Source organism: Halorarius halobius (assembly GCF_024298865.1).
GTDB lineage: Archaea > Halobacteriota > Halobacteria > Halobacteriales > Haloarculaceae > Halorarius > Halorarius halobius.
On record NZ_CP101161.1, the window covers coordinates 1116250 to 1138885 of the forward strand.

Sequence of the window (22636 nt, forward strand, 5' to 3'; positions counted from 1 at the left end):
CGGCCCGACCTTTCGAGTCGTGAAACGCGACCCACCGTTTATAGGCCGGGCGACGCAGTCCGCGCCAGGTTCGTCCGGGCTGACCGTCTCTCGCACGGCTTCGACGGACGACACACGAGGGGAACCCATGAGTGACACACCGTACACGAACGCTATCGTTCCTGCCCTCGCCGTCGCCCTGCTTCTGGGTTTCGGCGTCGTCGGCAACCCCGGACTCGGGGTACTGGCCGACACGGTCTCACCGGGCGGCGACGCGACGCCCGAACCGACGCCCGACGGGGCGAGTGAAGCGACTCCCGCCGGGAGCGCACCCGAGCGTGCAGAGTCGGCCGCCGCCGACGAGTCGGTCGACGCCGTGAGCGACGGGGACCCGCTCCGCTCGGACGACGCACGGGAAACTCCGGAGGACCCGGGCGAGGAGATAACCCGCGTGTTCGAACCGGATGACGGGACGGAAGCCGGCACGGAAGAGCCCGACCTGTCGTTGCTCTCACCCGACAGTTCGCTAGCGGCCACCCTGCGGGGGCCGATGTACATGCTCACCAGCCAGCAGAGCACGCTGGCGACCACCCTGCAGGCGACCGACGACACCGTCCGGAGCGTCGGCGACACGACCACGGACGCAGTCGGTGACGGCACCGAGGCCGTGGCGAACGGTGAGGCGCCGACCGAGGGGGTCGACGAGGTGAGCGACGACGCCGCGAACGCCACCGACGACGCGACCGACGCGGTGGACGACACCGCGGACGACACCACCGAGGGGGTCGGCGAGACGGTCGACGACACCACCGACGACGCGACCGACGCCGTGGACGACGCCACGGGCGGCGCGACGAACGAGACGACGGACACGGTCGACGAGACGGTCGACGACACGACGGATACGGTGGAGAACACGACGGACTCGACCACCGATACGGTCGACGACACGACGAATTCGACGACGGACGCGGTCGACGACACCACCGACGCGGTCACCAACACGACGGAGTCGACGACGGACGCGCTGACCGGCGACGACTCGACGGAGGACTCGACCAACTCGACGGACGGCGACGACGGCCTGCTGTAGCTACTGTTCGTCCAGTGCGGCCACGTCCTCGCCGGTCGCGTCGTCCGGCAGTTCCTCGATACAGTCGTAGCAGAGCAGGAACTCCGAGCCGTCGGCCAACTCGAGCGCGAGCCCCTCCGCCTCGTCGCCGCCGAACGACCAGAGGTTCGCGATGCCGCCGGCGATGCGCACGCGCCGCCCACAGCCGTCACACGGCTCGGTCGCCATGCTCCGCGTTGGGAGCGGCGCCTCAAGACGCTACCGACCGGTCATCGGAAGCCGGGCGGGTTGACGAACAGCGCGTCGGCCATCGCGGCCGCGCCACAGACAGACGCGAACAGCATCGCCTCCGGGAACGCGGCCAGGTCGCTCGCGCCGACGGCGAACGCGAGGGGGATGACCACGAAGACGAGGTCGTACCGCGACGGCGGCCCCCCGGTCGTCGTCTCGCTCGCTCGGGCTTCGATGGGGTTCGGTGCTGACACGACAGGACATCTCCACCCGACGGTACCGGACGCGGTCGCCAAAAACTAACCCCGTCACTCGAAGTGACCACGATATAATTTCTCTATAACTTATACAGCGCGATTTTATGCGCAATGGTATCGTCTATCGCGTATGGAGGTGAACTGCGAGGGGTGTGCCGGCTGCTGTATCGACTGGCGGTCGCTCTCGACTGCTGCTGGCGACTACGAGCAGCAGGGGCGGTATCGGCCGCTCGACGACACCTACACCCTCGTGCCGCTGTCCAGCGACGAACTCCGCCGGTTCGTCGCGGACGGGTTCGGGGACGTGCTCGCGCCCCGACTGTTCGCGGCCGACGAGGGGGTGGCCGTCGACGGTCACACGCTCGCGGCCATCGAGGGGACCCCGGTGTTCCAGGTGGGGCTCCGCAAGCCTCCCAAGCCCGTCGCGCCGTTCGACGCCGACCCGGCGTGGCTCGACACCTGCGTCTTCCTCGACCCGACGACGCTCCAGTGTCGAATCCACGGTACGGACCGCTATCCCGAGGCGTGTGCGACGTACCCGGGCGACAACCTCGCGCTCGACCACGAGACCGAGTGCGAGCGGGTGGAGGCGGCGTTCGGCGGCGACCGCCTTCGCGAGCAGACGCCGCCCGACGGCGCCGGCATCGATCCCATGCCGCTGGGCGCGACGGTGTTCGGCCACCCCGACGCCGGGCGACTGGCCGGCGTCGTCGAGCGAGTTGCGGCCGCGCGCCCGACCGACACGGACCGGGCGGAACTCGTCGCCGTCGCGGCCGCGCACCGGCCGGGAAGCCTGGAGGTGGACCGCGACCGGTACGAGTCGGCCCGCGCCGCGGTCCTCGATGCCGACTCGTGGGCCGGCCGCGCCCTCGACGAGTGGGAACGCCGCGCTAACCGGACGGAGCCGGCGCCGTCGGCCGCCCGCGCTGTCGAGGACGACAGGGGCGCGCCACCGACGCCCGGGTGGGATTAAGTCGCTTCCGTGCGTTCCTCCGGACATGCACGTTCTCGTCACCGGGGCGACCGGGTTCGTCGGCGGGCGACTCGTTCCCGCGCTCGTCGAGCGTGGTCACGACGTTCGCGTGCTCGTGCGTGACCCGTCCCGATACGACGCGCCCGAGGGGGTCGAGGTGGCGTCGGGCGATTTGCTGGAACCCGGAAGCTTCGAGGCCGCCCTGGAGGGTGTCGACGCCGCGTACTATCTCGTCCACTCGATGCAGGCCGGGGGCGGGTACGCGGAGCGGGACCGCCGTGCGGCCCACAACTTCGCGGCCGCCGCCAGCGAGGCCGGCGTCGAGCGCGTGGTGTATCTCGGCGGCCTCGGGGACGACCGCGACGAGCTCTCGGAGCATCTCGAGTCGCGCCGCGAGGTGGAGCGAATCCTCGCGGACGGCGAGTACGCGCTGACGACGCTCCGTGCGGCCATCATCATCGGGGACGGGTCGACGTCGTTCGAACTCGTCCGGCAACTGGCGAAGCGGCTCCCGGTGATGGTGACGCCGAAGTGGGTCCGGACGCCGTGCCAGCCCATCGCCATCGACGACGTGATCGCGTATCTCGTCGGCGTGCTGGACGTACCCGAGACCGCCGGCGGGACTTACGAAATCGGCGGCCCTGAGGTGCTCGCCTACGAGGACATCGTCCGGACCGTCGCGGAACACGTCTCGGGACGGGCACCGTACATCGTTCCGGTGCCGGTGTTGACGCCGCGGCTGTCGAGCTACTGGCTCGGCTTCGTGACGGACGTGCCGACGAGCGTCGCCCACCCGCTCGTGCTCGGTTTGAAGAACGCCGTCGTCGTCACCGACCACCGCATCGACGACCTGCTCGACGTCGAGAAGACGCCGTTCGAGACGGCCGTCGCCCGCGCGCTCGGGGAGGTCCCGTCGGAGCCAACGCCCGTGGAGGTCGCATGAAGCGGCCGGAGTACGGCGAGACGTGGGTGTACGAGTCCATCGTCGGCGCGCTTCCCGGTATCGACCTGCCGCCCTCGGTCGCCATCGGCATCCAGTTCGGACTCTTCGAGGTCGCACTCCTCGCGCTGGCGTGGTACTACGACCTCTGGAGTGCGGCGCTCGCGGGCACCGTCGCGGTCGCGGTCGCCGCCGTCGGGAGCGCCGAGATGCTCCGAATCGGCCGCTTGGCGCGCCGGGGCGACGCACCGGTGGCGTACACGCGGCTCCTGTTCGGGTCGAGCATCGAGGTGGTGCTCGCGGTGCTCGCGTACGTCGCGCTGGTCACCCACCTGTTCGTCTTCGACCCGCGGACGGGGGGCACGCCGCTCGTCGAGACGCTGTTCGGCCCCGAACCGCCGATACTGGCGGTGTATCTGATGCTTCTCGTGCTGTGGGACGTCTGCTACCGCATCGGGACGGGATGGTGGGCGTCGGTCGTGGCGCTCTGGCGGTCGACCCAGTGTGAGCTACATCCGACCGCGCGTCGCGCGTTCGTCCGGGCGGACCTCGAAACGATGGCGTTCGGGCTCGTGCAACTAGTGCTGGCGCCGTTCCTCGTCGGCCGGCCCGTGCTCCTGTTCGCACTGGTCGGCCACGTCGTCGCCGTGACGGTGGTGACGGCGCTGTCGCTGGCCGTGTTGCACGCTAGAGGAGCAGACGGCGTCAGCGTCCCGACTTGATCTGTTTGAACTGGTCGAGCAGTTCCTCCGTCGAGTCCCCCGAGTCGTACTCCACCTCTCCCCGATACTGCGTCCGGTCGTCGTCGTCGCTCACGTCGACCGAGGAGGTCTTCTGCTCGCGGCGCTCGTGCTCGTCCTCGTCATAGGCACCCATTGACATGGTAACTACACTCTCACTTGCGAGTTGTTGGTAATGAATGTAACGGGGAAACAGCGGGGGCGTTTATATGCTACCCGCCGATAGACGCAACCTGTAAACGTTCTCCGGACCGAGTAGTCGGTGTGGCAGGTCCCCTTCGATTCCGTCGCTCGAACCAGTCGTGGAACGAGCAGCGGGTCCGCGACCGGTTGCTGAAACCCCTCGACGCCGGCATCGGTGCTCGCCTGGAGGAGCCGTGGTTTCCGACGCCGTCGGGGTACGAGGCGGTTCGGCTGGAGATGCACAACGGCGAGTTCGCGCTGTTCACGTGGACCGACGGGACGGCCTACTGGATGGGGAACACGACGACGCCGGAGGTGTTGTGGCGCACCGACAAGTACGACTTCACCGAGGTGCCGTATCAGGTCGCGCGGTGGGCCCAGCGCGAACTGCTCGCGCGGCTCGAACTCGTCGACCCGTGGCTGACCGAGTACGACCACGTCGCGTGGTTCTTCCTCCCGGTGTTCTGCTCGAAGGACGGCCGGACGACGACCCGGCGGTTCTTCGACGAGCACGCCGCCGGTTTTCCCGACGCGACCCGCGAGGAGGCGCTTTCGTTCTTCGAGGACGCACTCTCGACGGGGATGCTCGACGACCACCGGTACACGATGGCGTCGAAACTCGGCACCAGCGAGGGGCTCGACGTGGGCCGGATGGCCGCGACGATGGGCGAGTTCACCGTCGCCAAACTGCTCGACGACGCCGGGGTCTCCTTCGAACCGGAAGTGCAACTCGACAGCGGGCACGCGCTCGACTTCCGCGTGGCTGGCGACCACCTCGTCGAGGTGACGCGGCCGCTTCCGCCGGAGCGCCGGAGCCGCGCGGACACGCCCGTCGCGGCCGTCCGCGAGACCGCTGGGGCGAAGAACGCCGACCAGCTCCGGGCGCACCCGGACGCGACGCTGTTCGTCGACTGCTCCTCGTTCCGCGACGACGAGTGGGCGACGGTCCGAGCGGAACGACCGTCGGTCTCCCACGACCCGACGGTGGTGTTCCGTGCTCGCCCCGACGGCCGTATCGAAGGCTATCGACACGGCACGCTCCCGTTCGAGTTGAACGGCGCGGTCGAGTGGCTGGAGTAGGGCGAGCAGGCGGTCCGCTCTCCGGCGCGAGACGGTGGACCGCACACCCGCCGTGTTCGTCCCGCGCGACGGCTACGTCACGGGGCCGGTGGCCGCGGATTGGTATATAAACCTCGGGCCGGCGGCGTGCGCGCGGCGAGCGAACACAACGACGGAGAGCCATGCGAGGACAGAGCATCCGCGAGGGAGTGGTGCGCGGTTCACGGCACGCGAGCGTAGCGAGCGTGCCGTAGCATGCACGGACTGACGCGACCCGGGGCTCGCGGAGGGAGTGTGCGCGCATACTTTCCACCACCGTGAGACTCGCCTCGCCGTTCTCCCGTCGACCGAACCGCACACCGCTCGCCTCACGAGCAATCGGGCGCTTCGCGGCCGATGACAGCCTTGCCGGCACGATTCGCGCGCCGTGTAAAAACTGGACTAGAAGGAGACCTGTTCCGGGCCGTTCTCGCCGACGGTCGGCGCGTCGCGGTCCGAGTACCCCTTCCGGCCGATGCCCTTCTCGGAGATGGCCGACCGCGCGGCGAGCTTCGCCCCCTCGGCGTCCTGGTACGTCTCCTCCCCGAGCCGCCCCAGCGCGTCGCCGAGCGTCTCCGTCCCGTTGGGCAACTGCAGTTCCAGCTCGCCGTACTCGTCGATGAGCTCGCCGGTCGTCGCGGGGAACGAGTGGGCCTCGAACGAGTCGTCCGCGTCGGCCATGAATCGCATGTGAGGTGAGAGTCCGTGAACGTTAATGAACGTTGTGAGCAAACTGCCTTGCAGAATCGGATGTGATTAAGGAGAATTAAGGAGCAAGCCGTAAGGCCGCCCCGCCCGCCGGTCCGGGTATGGTAGTCGCGGACCTCCACGTCCACACGACGAACTCCGACGGGGCGATGGCGCTCGAGGCGGTGCCGGCGGCCGCGAAGCGCGCGGGCGTCGACACCGTCGCGGTGACCGACCACGACCGCGTCCACCCGGACCTCGACGCCGTGAGCGAGCGCCGCGACGGCGTCCGTCTCGTCCACGGCATCGAACTCCGCGTCGAGACCGGCGACCAGCGTCTCGACCTGCTCGGCTACGGCGTCGACCCGACGGCCGACCTCGAACGCGAGATAGAGCGCATCCAGCGCGACCGGGTCGAGCGCGGCCGCGCCATCATCGAGAACGTCGAGGACCGCCTCGGCGTCGACCTCGGCCTCGATGCCCGACCGGGTCTCGGGCGCCCGCACGTCGCCCGTGCCACCGCCGAGGCGACCGACATGAGCTACGAGCAGGTGTTCGAGGAACTCATCGGCGACGACGGCCCCTGCTTCGTCGCGCGTGACGTATCGGCCTTCGAGACGGGCCGGGACCTGCTGGGGGACGCCTGCGCGCTCGTCGGCCTCGCACACCCGTTCCGCTACCCCGACCCGGCAGCCGCGCTCGACCGTTGCCGCGACCTGGACGCAGTCGAGCGGTTCTACCCCTACGGCAGGGAGGTCGACACCGGGCTCGTCGACCGGGCCATCGACCGCTACGACCTCGTCGCCACGGGCGGGAGCGACGCCCACGACGACGAACTCGGGAAGGCGGGGCTGGGTGCCGACGGCTACGAGCGGTTCCGCGCGGCGGCAGGCTTGCCCGACCCGTAGGCGTTAATGCCGGTGCTCTCGTAGCCGTTTGCATGCAGTGTCACTACTGCGACGAGGAGGCCGCCGTCGCCGTCGAGAAGGACCACATCAAGGTCGGCCTCTGCGAGGATCACTTCCGCGACCGCATGGAGGAACTCTCCGAGGAGGGGTGGATGGAAGACCTCCAGGAAGAACTCGACATCGACCGCTCCTGACACGCGTTCTGCGAAACGAGACACGGCAGGTCACCCTTACTCCACGTCGATGCTCCGCTCGTCGAGCAACGCGACGAACGCGCTCTCGTCGAGCACCGGCACGTCGTTGGCCTCGGCATCGCTCGTCTTGCTCGCACCGGGGTTCTCGCCGGCCACGAGGTAGTCGGTGTTGCCCGAGACGCTTGACGTCGCGGCGCCGCCGTGTCGCTCCACCAGTTCCTGTGCCTCGCTCCGGGTCCAGCGGTCGAGCGCGCCCGTGAACACGAACGTCAGCCCGTCGAGTTCGCTCCCCTCCTCGGCGTCGGCCGCCTGCGGGTCGACGTGATCGAGCAGGCGCTCGATGACCCCGCGGTTCCGCTCGCTGTCGAAGAACTCCCTGATTTCGTCGGCGACGACCTCGCCGATGCCCTCCACCTCGCGCAGGTCCTCGCGGCTCGCCGCGCGGACGGCCTCGAACGTCCCGAAGTGGCGCGCGAGGTCCCGCGCGACGGTCGGCCCCACCTCCGGCACGCCGATGGCGACGAGGAAGTCCGCCAGCGGTGGCTCACGCGCGGCGTCGAGTTCCGCGACGAGGTTCTCGGCGCTCGTCTCGCCCCACCCTTCCAGCGCCGCGAGTTCCGCGGCGTCGAGAGTGTAGAGGTCCGGCAGGCGCTCGACGAGCCCGGCGTCCAGCAGTTGCTGGACTGACTTCTCGCCGAGCCCCTCGACGTCCAGCGCGTTCCGGCTGGCGTAGTGTTCGATGGCACGCTGGAGCTGTGCGTCGCAGGCCAGCCCCCCGGTGCAGTACGCCAGCGGGCCGTCGCGCTCGACGGCCGAGTCACAGACCGGGCAGTGGTCGGGGAACGCGAACTGGCCCTCGCTGTCCTTCTCGAGTACCTCCTCGACGTACGGGATGACGTCGCCCGCGCGTTCGACGGCGACGCGGTCGCCGACGTTCACCCCGAGGTCGGCTATCTGGTCGGGGTTGTGGAGGGAGGCGCGCGACACCGTCACGCCGCCCACCTCCACGGGGTCGAGCAGGGCGACCGGCGTGAGCCGACCGGTCCGGCCCACCTGCACGGCGATGTCCCGCACCGTCGTCTCCTCTGTGCGGGCGGGGAACTTGTAGGCGAACGCCCATCGGGGCGCCCGCGCGGTGGTGCCCAACCGCTCGCAGGCGTCGCGGTCGTCCACCTTGATGACGACGCCGTCTATCTCGTAATCGAGGTCGTCGCGCCGGTCGAGCAGGCGGTCGCGGTAGTCGATTGCGGCGTCGATGTCGTCGACGCGCCGGACCTCGTCGTTCACCTTCAGTCCCCACTCGGGCAGGGTCTGGTGCCGCTCCCACTGCGTGTCGAACTCGGTACCGTCCAGCGCCTCGAAGAAGAAGCAGTCGAGCGGCCGTTCGGCGGTCACGGCGGGGTCCTGCTGGCGGACGGTGCCGGCGGTGGCGTTCCGGGGGTTGGCGAACGGGTCGTCGCCCCGCTCGACCCGCTCGCGGTTGTAGGCGTTGAACGCCTCGCGGGGCATGAACAGTTCGCCACGCACCGCGAGAAAGTCGGGGTGGTCGCCGCGCAACCGCTGGGGGATGGAGGAGACCGTACGGACGTTCTCGGTCACATCGTCGCCAACCTCGCCGTCGCCGCGGGTGACTGCCCGCTCGTAGGTGCCGCCCTCGTAGACGACTTCGATGGAGACGCCGTCGAACTTCGGCTCGCAGACGTACCGCTGGTCGCCCACCGCGCGGCGCACCCGGTCGTCGAACTCCCGCACCTCGCTCTCCTCGCCGGCGGAGTCGATGGACAGCATCGGCACGACGTGCTCGACGCTGTCGAACTCGTCGACCGGTTCGCCGCCGACCCGCCGAGTCGGCGACGCCTCGGCGTCCAGGTCGAACGCCGCTTCGAGTTCCCGCAACCGGTCGAACAGCGCGTCGTACGCCCGGTCACCGATTAGCGGGTCCGCTTCAACGTAGTAGCGGTAGTCGTGGTAGCGGAGCGCCGCCCGCAACTGCTCGGCTTGCTCGCGGGCTTCGTCCTCGCCGAGGTCCTCGACGGGCGCGAACTCGGTCGGTGGCTCCCGGATGTAGGGGTTGTCCTCGGGGACGTCGGTCATCAGCGGACCTGAACGCGGACGGGTCAAAAATGGGTCGCGTCGCCGCTCAGTTCAGCGCCCAGATGGCGTAGTTGAGGTAGGTGGCGAACCCGGTCCACAGCAGGTACGGCACCAGCAACAGCGCCGCCCGGCGGTCGACCCGCCAGAACGCGGCGATGGTCCCGGCGATGGCGACGACCAGCGGCACGATGACCGCGAGTCCCCCGATGGGGTTCTGCCCGCCGAAGAACACCAGCGACCACGCGAAGTTCAACGCAAGTTGGACGGCGAACAGGCCGAGACCGACCTTCGCCACGCGGGTCTCCCGCTGGCGCCAGACGAGCGCCGCGGCCACGCCCATCAGCGCGTACAGGAGGGTCCACACCGGCCCGAACACCCAGTTCGGGGGCGTCAGCGCCGGCTGCTGGAGGGTCGCGTACCAGTTCGTTATCGCGCCGGCGGTGAGCGCGCCGCTCGTGATGCCGACGGCTTCACACAGCAGAACGCCCGCGACGACGTCCTTCCGGAGCAGTTCCCCGCGGAGCCCGCCAGACCCGACGGCGGGCGCGGAGGTGTCGGTGCCCATACCGGATAGACGCGCCGGGAGGCCGTAACCGTTGGCCCTCAGAGGTCCGCGACGTCCTCGATGGCGTCGGTCAGCGCCCTGATGCTCTCGACGTCGTGTTCGCCCATGTGGCCGATGCGGAACGTCTTCTCCGACAGCGTCGAGCCGTAGCCGTTCGAGAACACCATGTCGTACTCCTCGTCGATGGTCTCGATGGTGCCGGCGACGTCGATGCCCTGCGTGTTCTCGACGCAGGTGACCGTCCGGGAGGCGTGCTCCTCGTCGGGGAACACGTCGAAGTGGTCGCGGGCCCACTCGCGGGTGTACGCGGCCATCTCGCGGTGGCGGCGGTCCCGGGCCGCGTGGCCCTCCTCCAGCATGTGCTTCATCTGCTTGCGGTAGGCGAGCATGATGGGGATGGCCGGCGTCGAGTGGGTCTGTCCCTTCCGGTCGTAGTAGTCGAGACAGCGCTGGAAGCCGCCGTACCACGAGGCCGAGTCCTTGTCGAGTTCCCGCTCGTAGGCCGCGTCGGAGACGACACACACCGCGAGGCCGGGCGGCATGGCGAACGCCTTCTGGGTCGAGGTGAAGATGGCGTCGATGTCGTGGGCCTCGACGTCGACGTAGTCGCCGCCGAGACAGGAGATGGCGTCGACGACGAAGTAGGTGTCCGGGTAGTCGGCCACGAGGTCGCCGATCTCCTCGACGGGGTTGCGCACGCCCGTCGACGTCTCGTTCATCACGAGGCCGACGGCGTCGTACTCCTCGGCGTCGAGCGCGTCGCGCACGTCCGCCGGGTCGACCGCCTCGCCCCACTCGTACTCGATGCGGTCGACCTCCTTGCCCAGGCGCTCGGCGACGTTCGCCTGCCGCTCGCTGAAACTGCCACACGTCGGCACGAGCATCTTCTCGTCGACGAGGTTGAGCGTCGTCGCCTCCCAGAACTCCGTGCCGGAGGCCGTGAGGACGATGACGTCGTTGTCGGTGCCGAGGAACTCCTTGGTGTCCTCGACGATGGTCGTGTACAGGTCGGTCATCCGGTCCATCCGGTGGCCGAACATCGGTTCGGCCATCGCCTCGATGACGTCGTCGCGGACCTGTGTCGGGCCCGGCAGGTACAGCGTCTTGTCGCGGTAGTCGTCTCTGTATTCGCGTTTCTCGGTCACGGGAGCCACCTCTCGGGTGTGGTGTACCGTTGCTGTGGGCCGGCAAGGGCGTTGTGATAGCGGCCGCACTTCCGGTGGCACCCCGTCGTGCCTCAGCGGTCACTCCTCGGGCCGGGCGAACGTCGCCACGCGCTCGACGTCCAGCCGCATGAGGGCGGGAAGAAGCGCCACCGCCAGCAGCATCTCCGCACCGCCCGCCACCAGGAACGCCGTCTCGACGCCGAGGCGGTCGGCGGCCGCCTCGCCGCCGAGCACGCCCGTCAGGAAGCCGAGCGAGCCGGCGACGTTGAACCCGCCCGTCGCCGTCCCCCGGCCGTCGTCGGCCGCGAGGTCGTTGACCAGCGCGAGCGTCGCGGGCGCACACAGCGCGCCCAGCCCCCCGACGAGCGCCATCAACACGGCGGCGACGACGGCGGAGGGCGCAAACGAGACGGCGACGATGACCGCGCCGTAGGCGAACGAGCCGGCGGCGACCGGCCCCACGCGGCCGATGCGGTCCGACAGCACCCCGAGCGGGTACTGCAACAGTGCGAAGGGGAGGAAGAACGCGCCCAGAAGGAGGCCGGTGCCGGCGGCGTCGAGCCCGAACCGGGTCTGGAAGAACACGACCCCCACGAGCGCGAAGAACCCCGCGGTGAACCGGTCGGCGAAGCCGAACGCGTAGGGGACGGCGAGCGCGGGCCGCTCCCGGACCGTCAGGAGTGCCGCGAGCGTCCGGGCGTCGCCGCCCGCACCGCCCCGCTCCCGCAGGCGGGTGGCCGCGAGGCCGACCGCGACCATCAGCACGGCGGCCACCAGCAGGGGCACCCGGGGGCCGAGCCGGTATAGCTGGCCGCCGACGGGCGCACCAAGCCCCGTCCCGAGGCCGATGGCGATGCCCGCGGCGCCCATGTTCCGGCCGTTGCCGCCGCCGAGGTCCATCAGCGTCGCTATCGCCAGCGAGAACGCGCCGATGGTGAACGCGCCCTCGACGAACCTGACGGCCAGCACGACGGCGAACGGCACCGTCGGGAGCGCCGCGAGCGCGAGATACGCGAGACCGCCGCCGAGCGCGCCGGCCGCGATGAACGCCCGGCGCCGTCCCGCCGCGTCCGACAGCGCGCCCCACACGCCCGCGAACAGGACGAACCCCGCGAACTCCGCGGCGAGGAAGGCCGCGCCCGCATCGAGCGCCCCCGTACCGCCGAACGACGCAACCAGCTGTGGCACCCCCGGATAGAGGAGCACCTGCGCGAACAGGACGGCGAACACGACGGTTGCGAGCGCGACTCGCTCGCGGCGCTGGCCGCTCACGCCCGGCCGTAGGAGCCGAGCCGACAAATCGGTGCGGGACTCACAGCCGGTAGCTGGCTATTTCGGTCGACCCGCAGGCCGGACACGTCGCCCCGTCGACGCTGGTGCCACAGCGGCGACACTCGCGGAGGTCCGCGCTCGGTTCCGCGCGCAGTGCCCGTCGCAGACGGTCGAACATGCCCGTCGGAACGACCGCCACCCTCTAATAGACGACCCGACCGGCCCGGAACTGGAAACCGACACATGGCGACCGGTCCCTTCGCGAGCCGTCTGCCGGGCGTCTGACGCCGCGTTCCGTCCCCCGCGACAGAATTTGCCGTAACTCTCGGTTATAGATTCTTCGAGCGATATGCGTCACATACATGAGCAAACGGGACTTCGGCTTCGACACGCGGTGTCTCCACGCGGGCCACGAGGCGGACCCGACGACGCGGGCCGCCGCCCCCGCCATCCATCAGACCTCCTCCTACGAGTTCCAAGATGCGGACCGGGCGGCCGAACTGTACTCGCTAGAGACGGACGACCACGTCTACTCGCGCATCTCCAACCCGACGACGGGCGTGCTGGAGCGCCGGCTGGCGGACCTCCACGGCGGCTCCGGCGCCTGCGTCACCGCGTCGGGGATGGCGGCGCTCGACGCCGCGACGCTCGTGCTCGCGTCGGCGGGCGACAACGTCGTCTCGGCGTCCTCCATCTACGGCGGCACTCACTCGTATCTCTCGCACACGGCGGGAAGCCGCGGCGTCGAGGCACGGTTCGTCGACACGCTCGACCCCGAGGCGTACGCCGACGCTATCGACGAGGACACCGCCTACGTCCACTACGAGACGGTCGGCAACCCCGCGCTGGTGACACCCCCGATGGAGGCGATTGCGGAGGTGGCCCACGAGCGGGGCGTCCCCGTGCTCGTCGACAACACGTTCGCGACGCCGGCGCTGTGTCGCCCGTTCGAGCACGGCGCGGACCTCGTGTGGGAGTCGACGACGAAGTGGATTCACGGCTCCGGCACCACCGTCGGCGGCGTCCTCGTCGACGGCGGCACGTTCCCGTGGAGCGACCACGCGGACGACTACCCCGAAATCACGGCGAACCCGGCGTTCCACGGCCGCGACTTCACCGAGCGGTTCGGCGACCGCGCGTTCGAGTACGCGGCCCGCCACCGCGGCCTCCGCTCGCTGGGCGACCAGCAGAGCCCGTTCGACGCCTGGACGACTCTGCAGGGGCTGGAGACGCTCGGTCTGCGGATGGAGCGCCACTGCGAGAACGCCCAGCGGGTGGCGAGGTGGCTCGACGACCATCCCGAGGTCGAGTGGGTGAACTACCCCGGCCTCGAGGACCACGAGACCCACGACAACGCGACCGAGTATCTCGACGGGGGCTACGGCGGCATGATAACGTTCGGCCTCGAGGACGGCTACGAGGGCGGCAAGCGCGTCTGCGAGGACGTCGAGTTGTGCAAGTTCCTCGCCAACATCGGGGACGCGCGGACGCTCCTGATTCACCCGGCGTCGACGACCCACGCACAGCTCTCGGAGGCCGAACAGCGCGCCTCCGGTGTCACGCCGGACCTCGTGCGCCTGTCGGTCGGCATCGAGGACAGCGAGGACGTCATCGCGGACCTCGCGGAGGCGATATGAGCGACACCGTCGCGCTGGGCGCGTTCGAGTTCGACTGCGGCGAGTCCATCCCCGAGTTGGAACTCGCCTACGAGACGTACGGCGAGTTCACCGGCGACAACGCGGTGCTGGTCTGTCACGCCTTGACGGGCTCCCACCACGTCGCCGGCCGCCGACGAACGGGGGAGACGGCGGGGCAGGCCGCCGCGTGGTGGGACGACATCGTCGGCCCGGGGAAGGCGATAGACACCAACGACTACTACGTCGTCTGCGCGAACGTCCCCGGGTCGTGTTACGGCTCGTCGGGGCCGGCCACCGAGGGGCCGGACGGCGAGCCGTGGGGCACCGACTTCCCCGCCGTGACCGTGGGCGACTGGACCCGCGCCCAGCGGGAACTGCTCGACCACCTCGGGGTCCCCCACCTCCACGCAGTCGTCGGCGGCTCCGTCGGGGGGATGAACGCCCTCGACTGGGCGAAACGCCACCCCGACCACGTGGACCGCGTCATCCCGGTGGCGACGGGTGCACGGCTCGACGCGCAGTGTCTCGCGCTGGAGGCCATCGCCCGCCGGTCCATCACGACCGACCCGAACTGGCAGGGCGGCGACTACTACGGCGACGGCCCGGACCCGGACCACGGGCTGGCGCTCGCCCGCCAACTCGGCCACGTGATGTATCTCTCGAAGTCGTCGATGGAGGCGAAGTTCGGCCGCCGTTCGGCGGGGATGGACGCCGCCCGCGAGACGTTCCCCACCGACCCCGCCGCCGGCTTCTTCCCGTACCGCGAGGTGGAGTCGTATCTGGATTACAACGGCGAGAAGTTCGCCGACCGGTTCGACGCCAACTCGTATCTGTATCTGACGCGGGCGATGGACAACTACGACCTGGCGGCCGGCTACGAGTCGGCCGCGGAGGCGCTGGCGGCGTTCGACGGCGAGGCGATGGTGCTGTCGTTCACCGGCGACTGGCATTTCACCGTCGAGCAGGGCGAGGCGCTCGCGGAGGCGTTCCGGGCCACCGACAGCCGGGTCGCTCACCACGTCGTCGAGTCCGACCACGGCCACGACGCCTTCCTCGTGGAGCCGGACCGGGTGGGGCCGCCGCTGGCCGACTTCGTCGAGGCGGGCGTCCGGGGCAACGCCGTCACGGACACCCGCGAGTCCGACGACGAGGACTCGGAGTTCGCGCCCGTCCACACCAGCCTGTTCTCGGACTGACCCACGCGTCACAGGTCGGGGCAACGGTTGACGCTGTCTCCGGTGTTTAATCCGCTCTCGGTCGTCGAGTGGACGATGAGCGACGACGAGACTCCCGACCTGTTCACCGACGCGCTCCACGCCGGCCAGGAGGCCGACCCGACCACCGGGGCGCGGGCACCGCCGCTGTACCAGACCACCTCCTACGAGTTCGACGACGCCGACCACGCCGCGCGGCTGTTCGCGCTCGAGGAGGCGGGCAACATCTACTCGCGGCTGATGAACCCGACGAACGCGACGCTGGAGAAGCGCCTCGCCAAACTCGAGGGCGGCGTCGGCGCGCGCGCCACCGCCTCCGGGATGGCGTCGTTCGACCTCGCGACGTTCATGCTCGCGTCGGCGGGCGACAACATCGTGTCGGCGTCGTCGCTGTACGGCGGCACGTACACCTATCTCACCCACACCGTCGAGCGCCGCGGCGTCGAGACGCGGTTCGTCGACACGCTCGACTACGAGGCCTACGAGGAGGCCATCGACGAGGACACCGCGTTCGTCCACTGCGAGACCATCGGCAACCCCGCGCTGGTCACCCCGGACTTCGACCGCCTCGCGGACATCGCCCACGAGAACGGCGTGCCGCTGTTCGTCGACAACACGTTCGCGACGCCGGCACTCTGTCGGCCCATCGAGCACGGCGCGGACCTCGTCTGGGAGTCGACGACGAAGTGGATTCACGGGTCGGGAACCACCGTCGGCGGCATCCTCGTCGACGGCGGCACGTTCCCGTGGGCCGACCACGCCGAGAAGTTCCCCGAAATCGCACAGGACAACCCCGCCTATCACGGCGTCAACTTCGCCGAGCGGTTCGGCGAGGCGGCGTTCGCGTACGCGGCGCTGGCTCGCGGCCTGCGCGACCTGGGCAACCAGCAGTCGCCGTTCGACTCGTGGGTCACCCTGCAGGGGCTGGAGACGCTCCCGCTCCGGATGGAGCGCCACTGCGAGAACGCCATGGCCGTCGCGGAGTATCTCGACGACCACCCCGAGGTCGAGTGGGTCACCTACCCCGGCCTCGAGGACCACGAGACCCACGACAACGCGACCGAGTATCTCGACGGGGGCTACGGCGGCATGATAACGTTCGGGCTGTCGGCCGGCTACGAGGCCGCCAAGGGCGTCACCGAGCGGGCGAACCTCGCCAGTCTGCTGGCGAACGTCGGCGACGCGAAGACGCTCATCATCCACCCCGCCTCCACGACCCACCAGCAGTTGACCGAGGCCGAACAGGAGTCCTCGGGGGTCACGCAGGACCTCGTGCGCCTGTCGGTCGGCCTGGAGGACACCGACCGCATCATCGCGGACCTCGACGCGGCCATCGACGCCTCGACGTAGGCGTCGCGGCCGCCGCGGGGCCGCGTCGACTACCCCTCGACGAACAGCAACACGAGGAGCCCCGCCACGAGCGCCAGCGGGTACGCGGGATGCGCGAGCAGGAACGCCAGCGCCTCCGACGCCGTCGCCCCGCTTCCGAGCGCGTCGTACGTCGCGGCGCCGCCGCCGACGGCCGCGACGCCGCCCGAGGCGCGCAGTGGATACTTGCCGACGGTCCGTCCGACCCGGTCGAAGAGTCCCAGTCCCATCGTCTACCCCTCCGTTTCGACTGGAACGGCAAAAACTCGCGTACGACGGGCGTCTGACGCCCGTCGGCTTCCCCTGGATGGTGGCCGGTCGCCCCCGCGGTTCGGCCTACCCGGACACCACGTCTCGCCGTTCGAACAGGTCCGCGAGCGCGGCCATCGAGTCGACCACGTCGTCGCAGTGCGGCTCGACGGCCGGCTTCGGGTCGAACCCCACTGCGAGGCCCGCCACCTGGAGCATCGGCAGGTCGTTCGCGCCGTCGCCCACGGCGACCGTCTCGGCCATCGGCACCCCCACCTCGCGGGCGAGTCGTTCCAGTTCGTCGTCCTTCGTCCCCTCGATGAGCGGCCCCTCGACCTCGCCCGTCAGTTCGCCGTCCTCGACGGGCAGGCGGTTGGCGACGACGCTGTCGACGGTGGTGCCGGCGGCCTCCAGCGCCCGCTCGACGCCCCGCTCGAACCCGCCGGTGAGGATGGCGACGGTGTGGCCCGCCTGGCGGAGTGCGTCTATCACCTCGGCGCTCCCCGGCCGGAGCCGCACCTGTTGCCACGCCTCCTCGGCGTCCGACTCGGACAGTCCGTCCAGCAGGGCCGCCCGCTCGCGCAGGGAGGTGGCGTACTCGATTTCGTCGTTCATCGCCCGCTCGGTGATGGCGGCCATGTCGTCGGCCACGCCGCGCCGGTCGCCCAGCAGGACGGTCATCTCCGAGTCGGAGAGCGTCCCGTCGAAGTCGAAGGCTATCAGCATGCCCGACGCTTGGACGGAGCGGCGTTTGAAAGGGTGTGGTTCCGGTCAGCCTCGCCAGCCGACGGGGTCGGGCTCCCGCCCATCGCTCGCCGGGGGCGCCGAACCCCTTCTCGTCGCCTCAGTCGTCGGCGGGTCTCGCGTCCGCACCGGGGTCGAGCGACGCGGGCGCCAGCCGGCGGGTCCACACCATCAGCAGGGCCGGGAGCACGAACACGCTCGCTATCAGCGAGTAGGCGATGGTGAGCGCGGTGATGATGCCGAACTGCTGGAGCGGGACGAGGATGGCGAACACGAGCACGCCGACGCCCGCGATGTCGGTGATGGCGGAGCCGAACAGCGCGCCACCCGTCCCGAGGACCGCGACGCGGAGCGCCTCGGTGGCGTCGCCCAACCGCTCCAGTTCTGAGGCGTACCGCTCGGCGACGTGGATGGAGTAGTCGACGCCGATGCCGATGGTGAAGGAGGTGATGACGGCCGTCATCACGTTGAACGGGATGTCGAGCGCGGCCATCGTGCCGACTATCCACGTCACCGCCATCGCGATGGGGAGCAGGGTGACCACGCCGAGCGACGCCGACCCGAGCGTGCGCCGGTAGGCGGTCATCAGCAACGCCAGCACCACGACCAGCGTCACCGCGAGGCTCCGGGTGACGGTGTTCAACAGTTGGGTGGCGACCGCCTGATTCATAATCGGCTGGCCGGTCGCCGTCGTCTCCAGGCCGTCGCCCTCTACCGGCGCGGTGGCGTTGCGCACCTGCCGGGTGATGGTTCCCTCCCCGTAGGAGCCGTTGACCGGCACCGTCACCCGGACGGCGTCGTACTCGCCGTCCGCGCGGTGGAGCATCGTCGGGGCCGCATCCGGCGCGGCCTCGTAGAAGGCGTCGTACACCGCCTCGATGTTCCGGTCGGGGACGGCGTTGCCGTCGGTGTCGGCGCGCCGGAGCGTGCGGTTGAACGCCTCGTCGTCCTCGGCGACGGCCCACATCATCGTCAGCACCGACCGCGTCCCCGGTTCGTCGTTCGGCAGTATCAGCGCCACCTCCGAGCGGTTGGCCCGGTCCATCGTCCGGTGGACGCGTTCGAGCGCGTCGTCGTCGGTCACGTCGCCCCGTATCAGTAGTTCGGTCGTCGTCCCGTCGTAGATGAAGTTCGACTCGCGGACGTAGTCGAGGTTGTCCTGCACGGTGTAGTTGGCCGGCTCCATCGCCTCGGGGAGCCCGTCGGTCCACTCGGGCGTCTCCTCGACGAGCAGGTCGTCCTGCTGGAAGTCGGTGCTGACCGTGACGGCGCCCGCGCCCGCCGCCAGCGTAATCAGCCCCGCCAGCGCCAGCACGCCCAGCGGCGAGACGCGGGCGGCGGCGACCGGTGCGGCCAGGAACGCGGTGAGGCGGCCGCCCTCCGAGCCGAACGCCCGCCGGTCGCGGTCGTAGCCGCGGGCCTCGAGCGCCGCGTCGAGTTCCACCTTCACGGCGGGGATGAACCCCGCGAACACGACGAACGCGGCGACGATGCCCACCGCGGAGACGACGCCGAACTCCCGGAGGGGGGCGACGCCCGACACGAGGTTCGAGAGGAACCCCGTCGCCGTAGTCAGCGTCACCAGCGCGAGCGCGACGCCGACGCCAGACAGCGCCACCCGCATCGCCGGCTCGACGTCGACCGGCCCCTCGCGGTCCTCGCCGAACTCGAACCTGCCGGTCTCCCGGGCGGGGTCGACGACGCCACCGCCCCGCTCCTCGCGGTGCCGCATGAACACGTGGATGGCGTAGTCGATGGACAGCCCCATCAGCAGGACGGGAACGGCGACGAACAGCTGGTTGAACGTGATGTTCATCCAGCCCATGAACCCGAACGTCCAGGTCAGCACCATCCCCAGTCCGAGCAGGCCGAGCAGGACGTCGAGCAGGTCCCGGTAGGCGAACGACAACACCAGCACCATCAGCAGGAAGGCGACGGGGCCGACGATGGTGACGGAGTCGAGCGCCGACTGCCGGAGTTCGGCGTTGATGAGGCCGTTGCCGATGCCCACGGCCTCCGTCGAGTCGAGTTCCCGGTTCGCCACCTCGACCATCGCCACCTGTGCGGCCGTGAGGTTCGCCGGCGTCGTCTCGTCCTCGTGGGAGACGACGATGCTGGTCGCGGGTGCCGTCTTCCCGCGGCCCTCGTAGGACATCGGGACGAACGCGAACCCGCCACCCGGCGGCCAGGTGTGCTCGTAGTCGTCGAGGACGATGCCGACGGCGTAGGAGGTGAACAGCCCGGTCCGGTAGTCGCTGAGGTTCCGGAGCGCCGCCTCCTGGGCGTCCAGCGACGGCCGGGGCTCGATGCTGACGTTCTCGGCGTCGACGCCCGCCTGGCTCCGCACCGCGAGGATAGCGACGACGTTGGCGATGGACAGCGGCCGCTGGTCGGGTTCGAGCGTCCGGTTGACCGTCTCGTTGGCCAGCAACGCCCGCTGGAGTTCGATATGCTGGAGATACTGCTCCTTCGTCAACACGTTGTCCTGCCCCCGGATGACGACGAGGCTCTGGCTCACGTTGGCGACGCTCCCGGACATCTCCCGCTCGATGAACGCGTCGGCGCGTGCCTCCTCGGTGCCGCCGCGGAACTCCTCGAGCGAGGTGCTGAGCGTGACGCTCGGCGCCGCGAGACCGAGCACCAGCGTGACCAGAAGCACCGCGACGACGACGGTCCGACGGTTGGACAGCGCCCACGCGACGAACTGCTCGGCCCGTCTCACGCCGACCACTCCGCAGGGGGACTCACTGATGGCACCCTGACACACCGCGGACTTATAGGTGCCGCCGGCGTCTGCCGGCCGCTTACGTGACCGCCGCGTTCCCCCGGTGCTGGGGGCATAGGTGTGTGTATCAGCAGTCCAAAAAATAGAAATATATACACAAACGAGCATATAATCCGGCGTCGAATCGTGCCGATGAGGAAAGCGTTATCCCCGCGGCCCCCGCCCCGTGGAACATGAAGGTACTCGTCACGGACCCCATCGCGGACGCCGGCATCGACCGGCTTCGCGAGGCGGGCCACACCGTCGAGACGGCCTACGACGCCGAGGGCGACGCGCTGCTGGACGCGGTCGCCGACGCCCACGGGCTCATCGTCCGCTCGGGCACCGACGTCACCGACGAGGTGTTCGAGGCCGCCGAGGAACTGATAATCGTCGGCCGCGCCGGCATCGGCGTCGACAACATCGACATCGACGCGGCGACCGACCACGGCGTCATCGTCGCCAACGCGCCCGAGGGGAACGTCCGTGCCGCCGCCGAGCATACGGTGGCGATGACCTTTGCGGCGGCCCGCTCCATCCCGCAGGCCCACGCCCGACTCAAGGACGGCGAGTGGGCGAAGGGCGACTACCTCGGCACCGAGGTGAACAACAAGACGCTCGGCATCGTCGGTCTCGGTCGTGTCGGTCAGGAGGTCGGCAAACGGCTCGGCTCGCTGGGGATGGACCTCGTCGCGTACGACCCGTACATCTCCGAGGAGCGGGCCGCGCAGGTCGGCGCCGACCTCGCCGAACTGGACGAGGTGCTCGACGCCGCCGACTTCCTCACCATCCACACGCCGCTGACCCCGGACACCGAGAACCTCATCGGGGAAGACGAACTCGCACAACTGGAGGGCGGCTACGTCGTCAACTGCGCCCGGGGCGGCATCGTCGACGAAACCGCGCTGGCCGAGGCCGTCGAGGACGGCGTGCTCGCGGGCGCGGCGCTGGACGTGTTCGGCGAGGAGCCCCTGCCGGCCGAGTCGCCGCTACTCGACGTCGACGACGTGGTCGTCACGCCCCACCTCGGCGCGTCGACCAGCGCCGCACAGGAGAACGTCGCCACCTCCACCGCCGAGCAGGTGCTCGCGGCGTTCGACGGCGAACCCGTGATGAACGCGCTGAACGCGCCGTCGATGGACGAGGCCGCCTTCCCGCGGGTCGAGCCGTACATCGGCCTGGCGGAGACCGCGGGGAAGATAGCCGTCCAACTGCTCGACGGCCGCATCGAGGGCGTCGAAGTCGTCTACGAGGGCGACATCGCGGAGGAGGACCTCGACCTGGTGACCGCGAGCGCGCTGAAGGGGGTGTTCGAGCCGCTGGAGTGGCAGGTGAACGCGGTCAACGCGCCCCGGGTCGCCGAGGAGCGGGGCATCGACGTCAGCGAGACGAAGCGCCAGCAGAGCGAGGACTTCCAGAGCCTGGTCACGGTCCGCGTGCGCGGCGCCGACGACACCATCTCCGTGTGCGGGACCCTCTTTGCGGGCGACGACCCGCGCATCGTCCGGGTCGACGGCTACCGCGTCGACGCCATCCCCGGCGGGAAGATGGTCGTCGCGCGCAACACCGACGAACCGGGCGTCATCGGCCTCATCGGGAGCGAGATGGGCGAGGCCGGCATCAACATCGCCGGCATGTACAACGCCCGCGAGACCATCGGCGGCGAGGCGCTCACCGTCTACAACGTCGACCAGGAGATTCCGCCCGAAGTGCGCGAGGACCTGCTCGCGGACGACCGCATCATCGACGTGACCTACATCGAACTGAACGGCACGACCGACCGGTAGTACGACCGCAGTCGAGCCAGCAGTCCATCATCGGTCGATTTCTCCGACTCTCGGGCCTCGGCGAGCAGTTCCTCGTACCGGTCGGTCACCCGCTCGACGCGCTCGCGCTGTCGGTCCCGCTCGGCTTCCAGTTCCGCGACCCGCTCGTCCCTGGCGCGGAGCTGTTCGGCGAGGAGGCCCGCCCACGCCGCCGCGTCCTCGCGGGCCCGCTCGCTCTCGGCGCGGCGCTCGCGGGTCGCCGCCAGTTCCCGCTCGCGCTCGCGGAGCCGCGTCTCCAGTTCGGCCACCTCGGCCTCCAGTGCGTCGACTGTCGTACGGAGTCGCCGTTCCGCCGCGGTCGTCTCCGACGCCTCGTCGCGGGTGAGACCCGTGGTCCGGACGAGCGTCGGCGAGTCGCGTGTTGACATGCACCACGACTTCGGGCTCGACGGGCAAATACCCCCGTCAGACGGCCGACGGACGGGCGTCAGCGACGGCGTCGCGCCCGGTCGTGGCGTATTAACCACCGGGTAAT

Annotated in this window: 23 protein-coding genes and 1 pseudogene; 11 read left to right on the forward strand and 13 right to left on the reverse strand. The window is 70.0% G+C overall.

What is annotated here, in order from left to right; genetic code table 11:
• Positions 1 to 127: 127 nt before the first annotated feature.
• A complete protein-coding gene (locus NL112_RS05935; protein ID WP_255151704.1) occupies positions 128 to 1072 on the forward strand; it encodes a hypothetical protein in 945 nt (314 codons plus the stop codon).
• Here NL112_RS05935 and NL112_RS05940 read toward each other — a convergent pair whose 3' ends face one another.
• The gene (locus NL112_RS05940; RefSeq protein WP_255151705.1) at positions 1073 to 1279 is read right to left on the reverse strand and encodes a DUF7561 family protein; all 207 of its coding nucleotides are present in this window, start codon (positions 1277 to 1279) and stop codon (positions 1073 to 1075) included. It lies immediately after the preceding gene.
• Positions 1280 to 1320: 41 nt separating this feature from the next.
• Positions 1321 to 1536 carry a DUF8015 family protein gene (locus NL112_RS05945; protein ID WP_255151706.1) on the reverse strand — a complete coding sequence of 72 codons (216 nt, stop codon included), beginning with the start codon at positions 1534 to 1536 and terminating at the stop codon, positions 1321 to 1323.
• Positions 1537 to 1669: 133 nt separating this feature from the next.
• On the opposite strand from NL112_RS05945, the gene NL112_RS05950 reads away from it, so the two are divergent.
• From NL112_RS05950 to NL112_RS05960, 3 genes are read left to right on the forward strand one after another with little or no spacing between them, the layout of a single operon-like run.
• The gene (locus tag NL112_RS05950; protein WP_255151707.1) at positions 1670 to 2512 is read left to right on the forward strand and encodes a YkgJ family cysteine cluster protein; all 843 of its coding nucleotides are present in this window, start codon (positions 1670 to 1672) and stop codon (positions 2510 to 2512) included.
• Positions 2513 to 2537: 25 nt separating this feature from the next.
• Positions 2538 to 3455 (forward strand): NAD(P)H-binding protein, encoded by a 918-nt coding sequence (locus NL112_RS05955; protein WP_255151708.1) that lies wholly within the window; start codon positions 2538 to 2540, stop codon positions 3453 to 3455.
• Complete coding sequence (locus NL112_RS05960) at positions 3452 to 4174, forward strand: DUF7530 family protein (protein ID WP_255151709.1); 723 nt, start codon at positions 3452 to 3454, stop codon at positions 4172 to 4174. The genes NL112_RS05955 and NL112_RS05960 overlap by 4 nt, the downstream gene beginning before the upstream one ends.
• Here NL112_RS05960 and NL112_RS05965 read toward each other — a convergent pair.
• Positions 4158 to 4334, reverse strand: a complete 177-nt coding sequence (locus NL112_RS05965) for a DUF5786 family protein (protein ID WP_255151710.1) — start codon at positions 4332 to 4334, stop codon at positions 4158 to 4160. The two genes, NL112_RS05960 and NL112_RS05965, sit on opposite strands and share 17 nt — an antisense overlap.
• Positions 4335 to 4456: 122 nt before the next feature.
• Here NL112_RS05965 and NL112_RS05970 point away from each other — a divergent pair, with 122 nt between their 5' ends.
• Positions 4457 to 5455, forward strand: coding sequence for a DUF5784 family protein (locus tag NL112_RS05970; protein WP_255151711.1), 999 nt, complete (start codon positions 4457 to 4459; stop codon positions 5453 to 5455).
• A gap of 420 nt (positions 5456 to 5875) precedes the next feature.
• Here NL112_RS05970 and NL112_RS05975 read toward each other — a convergent pair whose 3' ends face one another.
• Positions 5876 to 6163 carry a DUF5789 family protein gene (locus NL112_RS05975; RefSeq protein WP_255151712.1) on the reverse strand — a complete coding sequence of 96 codons (288 nt, stop codon included), beginning with the start codon at positions 6161 to 6163 and terminating at the stop codon, positions 5876 to 5878.
• 119 nt (positions 6164 to 6282) lie between these two features.
• Here NL112_RS05975 and NL112_RS05980 point away from each other — a divergent pair, with 119 nt between their 5' ends.
• The gene (locus tag NL112_RS05980; RefSeq protein WP_255151713.1) at positions 6283 to 7068 is read left to right on the forward strand and encodes a PHP domain-containing protein; all 786 of its coding nucleotides are present in this window, start codon (positions 6283 to 6285) and stop codon (positions 7066 to 7068) included.
• Between the two features lie 32 nt (positions 7069 to 7100).
• Positions 7101 to 7262, forward strand: a complete 162-nt coding sequence (locus NL112_RS05985) for a DUF6757 family protein (RefSeq protein ID WP_255151714.1) — start codon at positions 7101 to 7103, stop codon at positions 7260 to 7262.
• A gap of 36 nt (positions 7263 to 7298) precedes the next feature.
• On the opposite strand, the gene ligA is transcribed toward NL112_RS05985, so the two are convergent.
• The 5 genes from ligA to NL112_RS06010 form a co-directional block, all read right to left on the reverse strand.
• The gene (gene ligA / locus NL112_RS05990; protein WP_255151715.1) at positions 7299 to 9356 is read right to left on the reverse strand and encodes an NAD-dependent DNA ligase LigA; all 2058 of its coding nucleotides are present in this window, start codon (positions 9354 to 9356) and stop codon (positions 7299 to 7301) included.
• Positions 9357 to 9402: 46 nt separating this feature from the next.
• Positions 9403 to 9921 (reverse strand): TspO/MBR family protein, encoded by a 519-nt coding sequence (locus NL112_RS05995; protein ID WP_255151716.1) that lies wholly within the window; start codon positions 9919 to 9921, stop codon positions 9403 to 9405.
• Between the two features lie 38 nt (positions 9922 to 9959).
• Positions 9960 to 11066 (reverse strand): pyridoxal-phosphate-dependent aminotransferase family protein, encoded by a 1107-nt coding sequence (locus NL112_RS06000; RefSeq protein ID WP_255151717.1) that lies wholly within the window; start codon positions 11064 to 11066, stop codon positions 9960 to 9962.
• Between the two features lie 99 nt (positions 11067 to 11165).
• Entirely contained in the window at positions 11166 to 12359 is a 1194-nt protein-coding gene (locus tag NL112_RS06005) for an MFS transporter (protein ID WP_255151718.1), read from the reverse strand.
• A 40-nt stretch (positions 12360 to 12399) separates the two neighbouring features.
• Positions 12400 to 12537: a hypothetical protein gene (locus NL112_RS06010; RefSeq protein WP_255151719.1), complete on the reverse strand. Its 138-nt coding sequence runs from the start codon at positions 12535 to 12537 to the stop codon at positions 12400 to 12402.
• A 184-nt stretch (positions 12538 to 12721) separates the two neighbouring features.
• Here NL112_RS06010 and NL112_RS06015 point away from each other — a divergent pair, with 184 nt between their 5' ends.
• From NL112_RS06015 to NL112_RS06025, 3 genes are all read left to right on the forward strand, one after another.
• Positions 12722 to 13996 (forward strand): O-acetylhomoserine aminocarboxypropyltransferase/cysteine synthase family protein, encoded by a 1275-nt coding sequence (locus tag NL112_RS06015; protein ID WP_255151720.1) that lies wholly within the window; start codon positions 12722 to 12724, stop codon positions 13994 to 13996.
• Positions 13993 to 15192 carry a homoserine O-acetyltransferase MetX gene (gene metX / locus NL112_RS06020; protein ID WP_255151721.1) on the forward strand — a complete coding sequence of 400 codons (1200 nt, stop codon included), beginning with the start codon at positions 13993 to 13995 and terminating at the stop codon, positions 15190 to 15192. The genes NL112_RS06015 and metX overlap by 4 nt, the downstream gene beginning before the upstream one ends.
• A gap of 75 nt (positions 15193 to 15267) precedes the next feature.
• Complete coding sequence (locus NL112_RS06025; RefSeq protein WP_255151722.1) at positions 15268 to 16560, forward strand: O-acetylhomoserine aminocarboxypropyltransferase/cysteine synthase family protein; 1293 nt, start codon at positions 15268 to 15270, stop codon at positions 16558 to 16560.
• Between the two features lie 29 nt (positions 16561 to 16589).
• On the opposite strand, the gene NL112_RS06030 is transcribed toward NL112_RS06025, so the two are convergent.
• From NL112_RS06030 to NL112_RS06040, 3 genes and pseudogenes are all read right to left on the reverse strand, one after another.
• Positions 16590 to 16808 carry a hypothetical protein gene (locus NL112_RS06030; protein WP_255151723.1) on the reverse strand — a complete coding sequence of 73 codons (219 nt, stop codon included), beginning with the start codon at positions 16806 to 16808 and terminating at the stop codon, positions 16590 to 16592.
• A 106-nt stretch (positions 16809 to 16914) separates the two neighbouring features.
• Positions 16915 to 17571: pseudogene (serB, locus tag NL112_RS06035) on the reverse strand (phosphoserine phosphatase SerB); the annotation flags it as partial.
• 100 nt (positions 17572 to 17671) lie between these two features.
• On the reverse strand, positions 17672 to 20293 hold the full coding sequence (locus tag NL112_RS06040; protein WP_255151725.1) for an efflux RND transporter permease subunit: 2622 nt from the start codon (positions 20291 to 20293) through the stop codon (positions 17672 to 17674).
• Positions 20294 to 20529: 236 nt separating this feature from the next.
• Here NL112_RS06040 and serA point away from each other — a divergent pair, with 236 nt between their 5' ends.
• Complete coding sequence (gene serA, locus NL112_RS06045) at positions 20530 to 22122, forward strand: phosphoglycerate dehydrogenase (RefSeq protein WP_255151726.1); 1593 nt, start codon at positions 20530 to 20532, stop codon at positions 22120 to 22122.
• Here serA and NL112_RS06050 read toward each other — a convergent pair.
• Complete coding sequence (locus tag NL112_RS06050; protein ID WP_255151727.1) at positions 22089 to 22529, reverse strand: DUF4407 domain-containing protein; 441 nt, start codon at positions 22527 to 22529, stop codon at positions 22089 to 22091. The genes serA and NL112_RS06050 overlap by 34 nt on opposite strands.
• Positions 22530 to 22636: the final 107 nt, after the last annotated feature.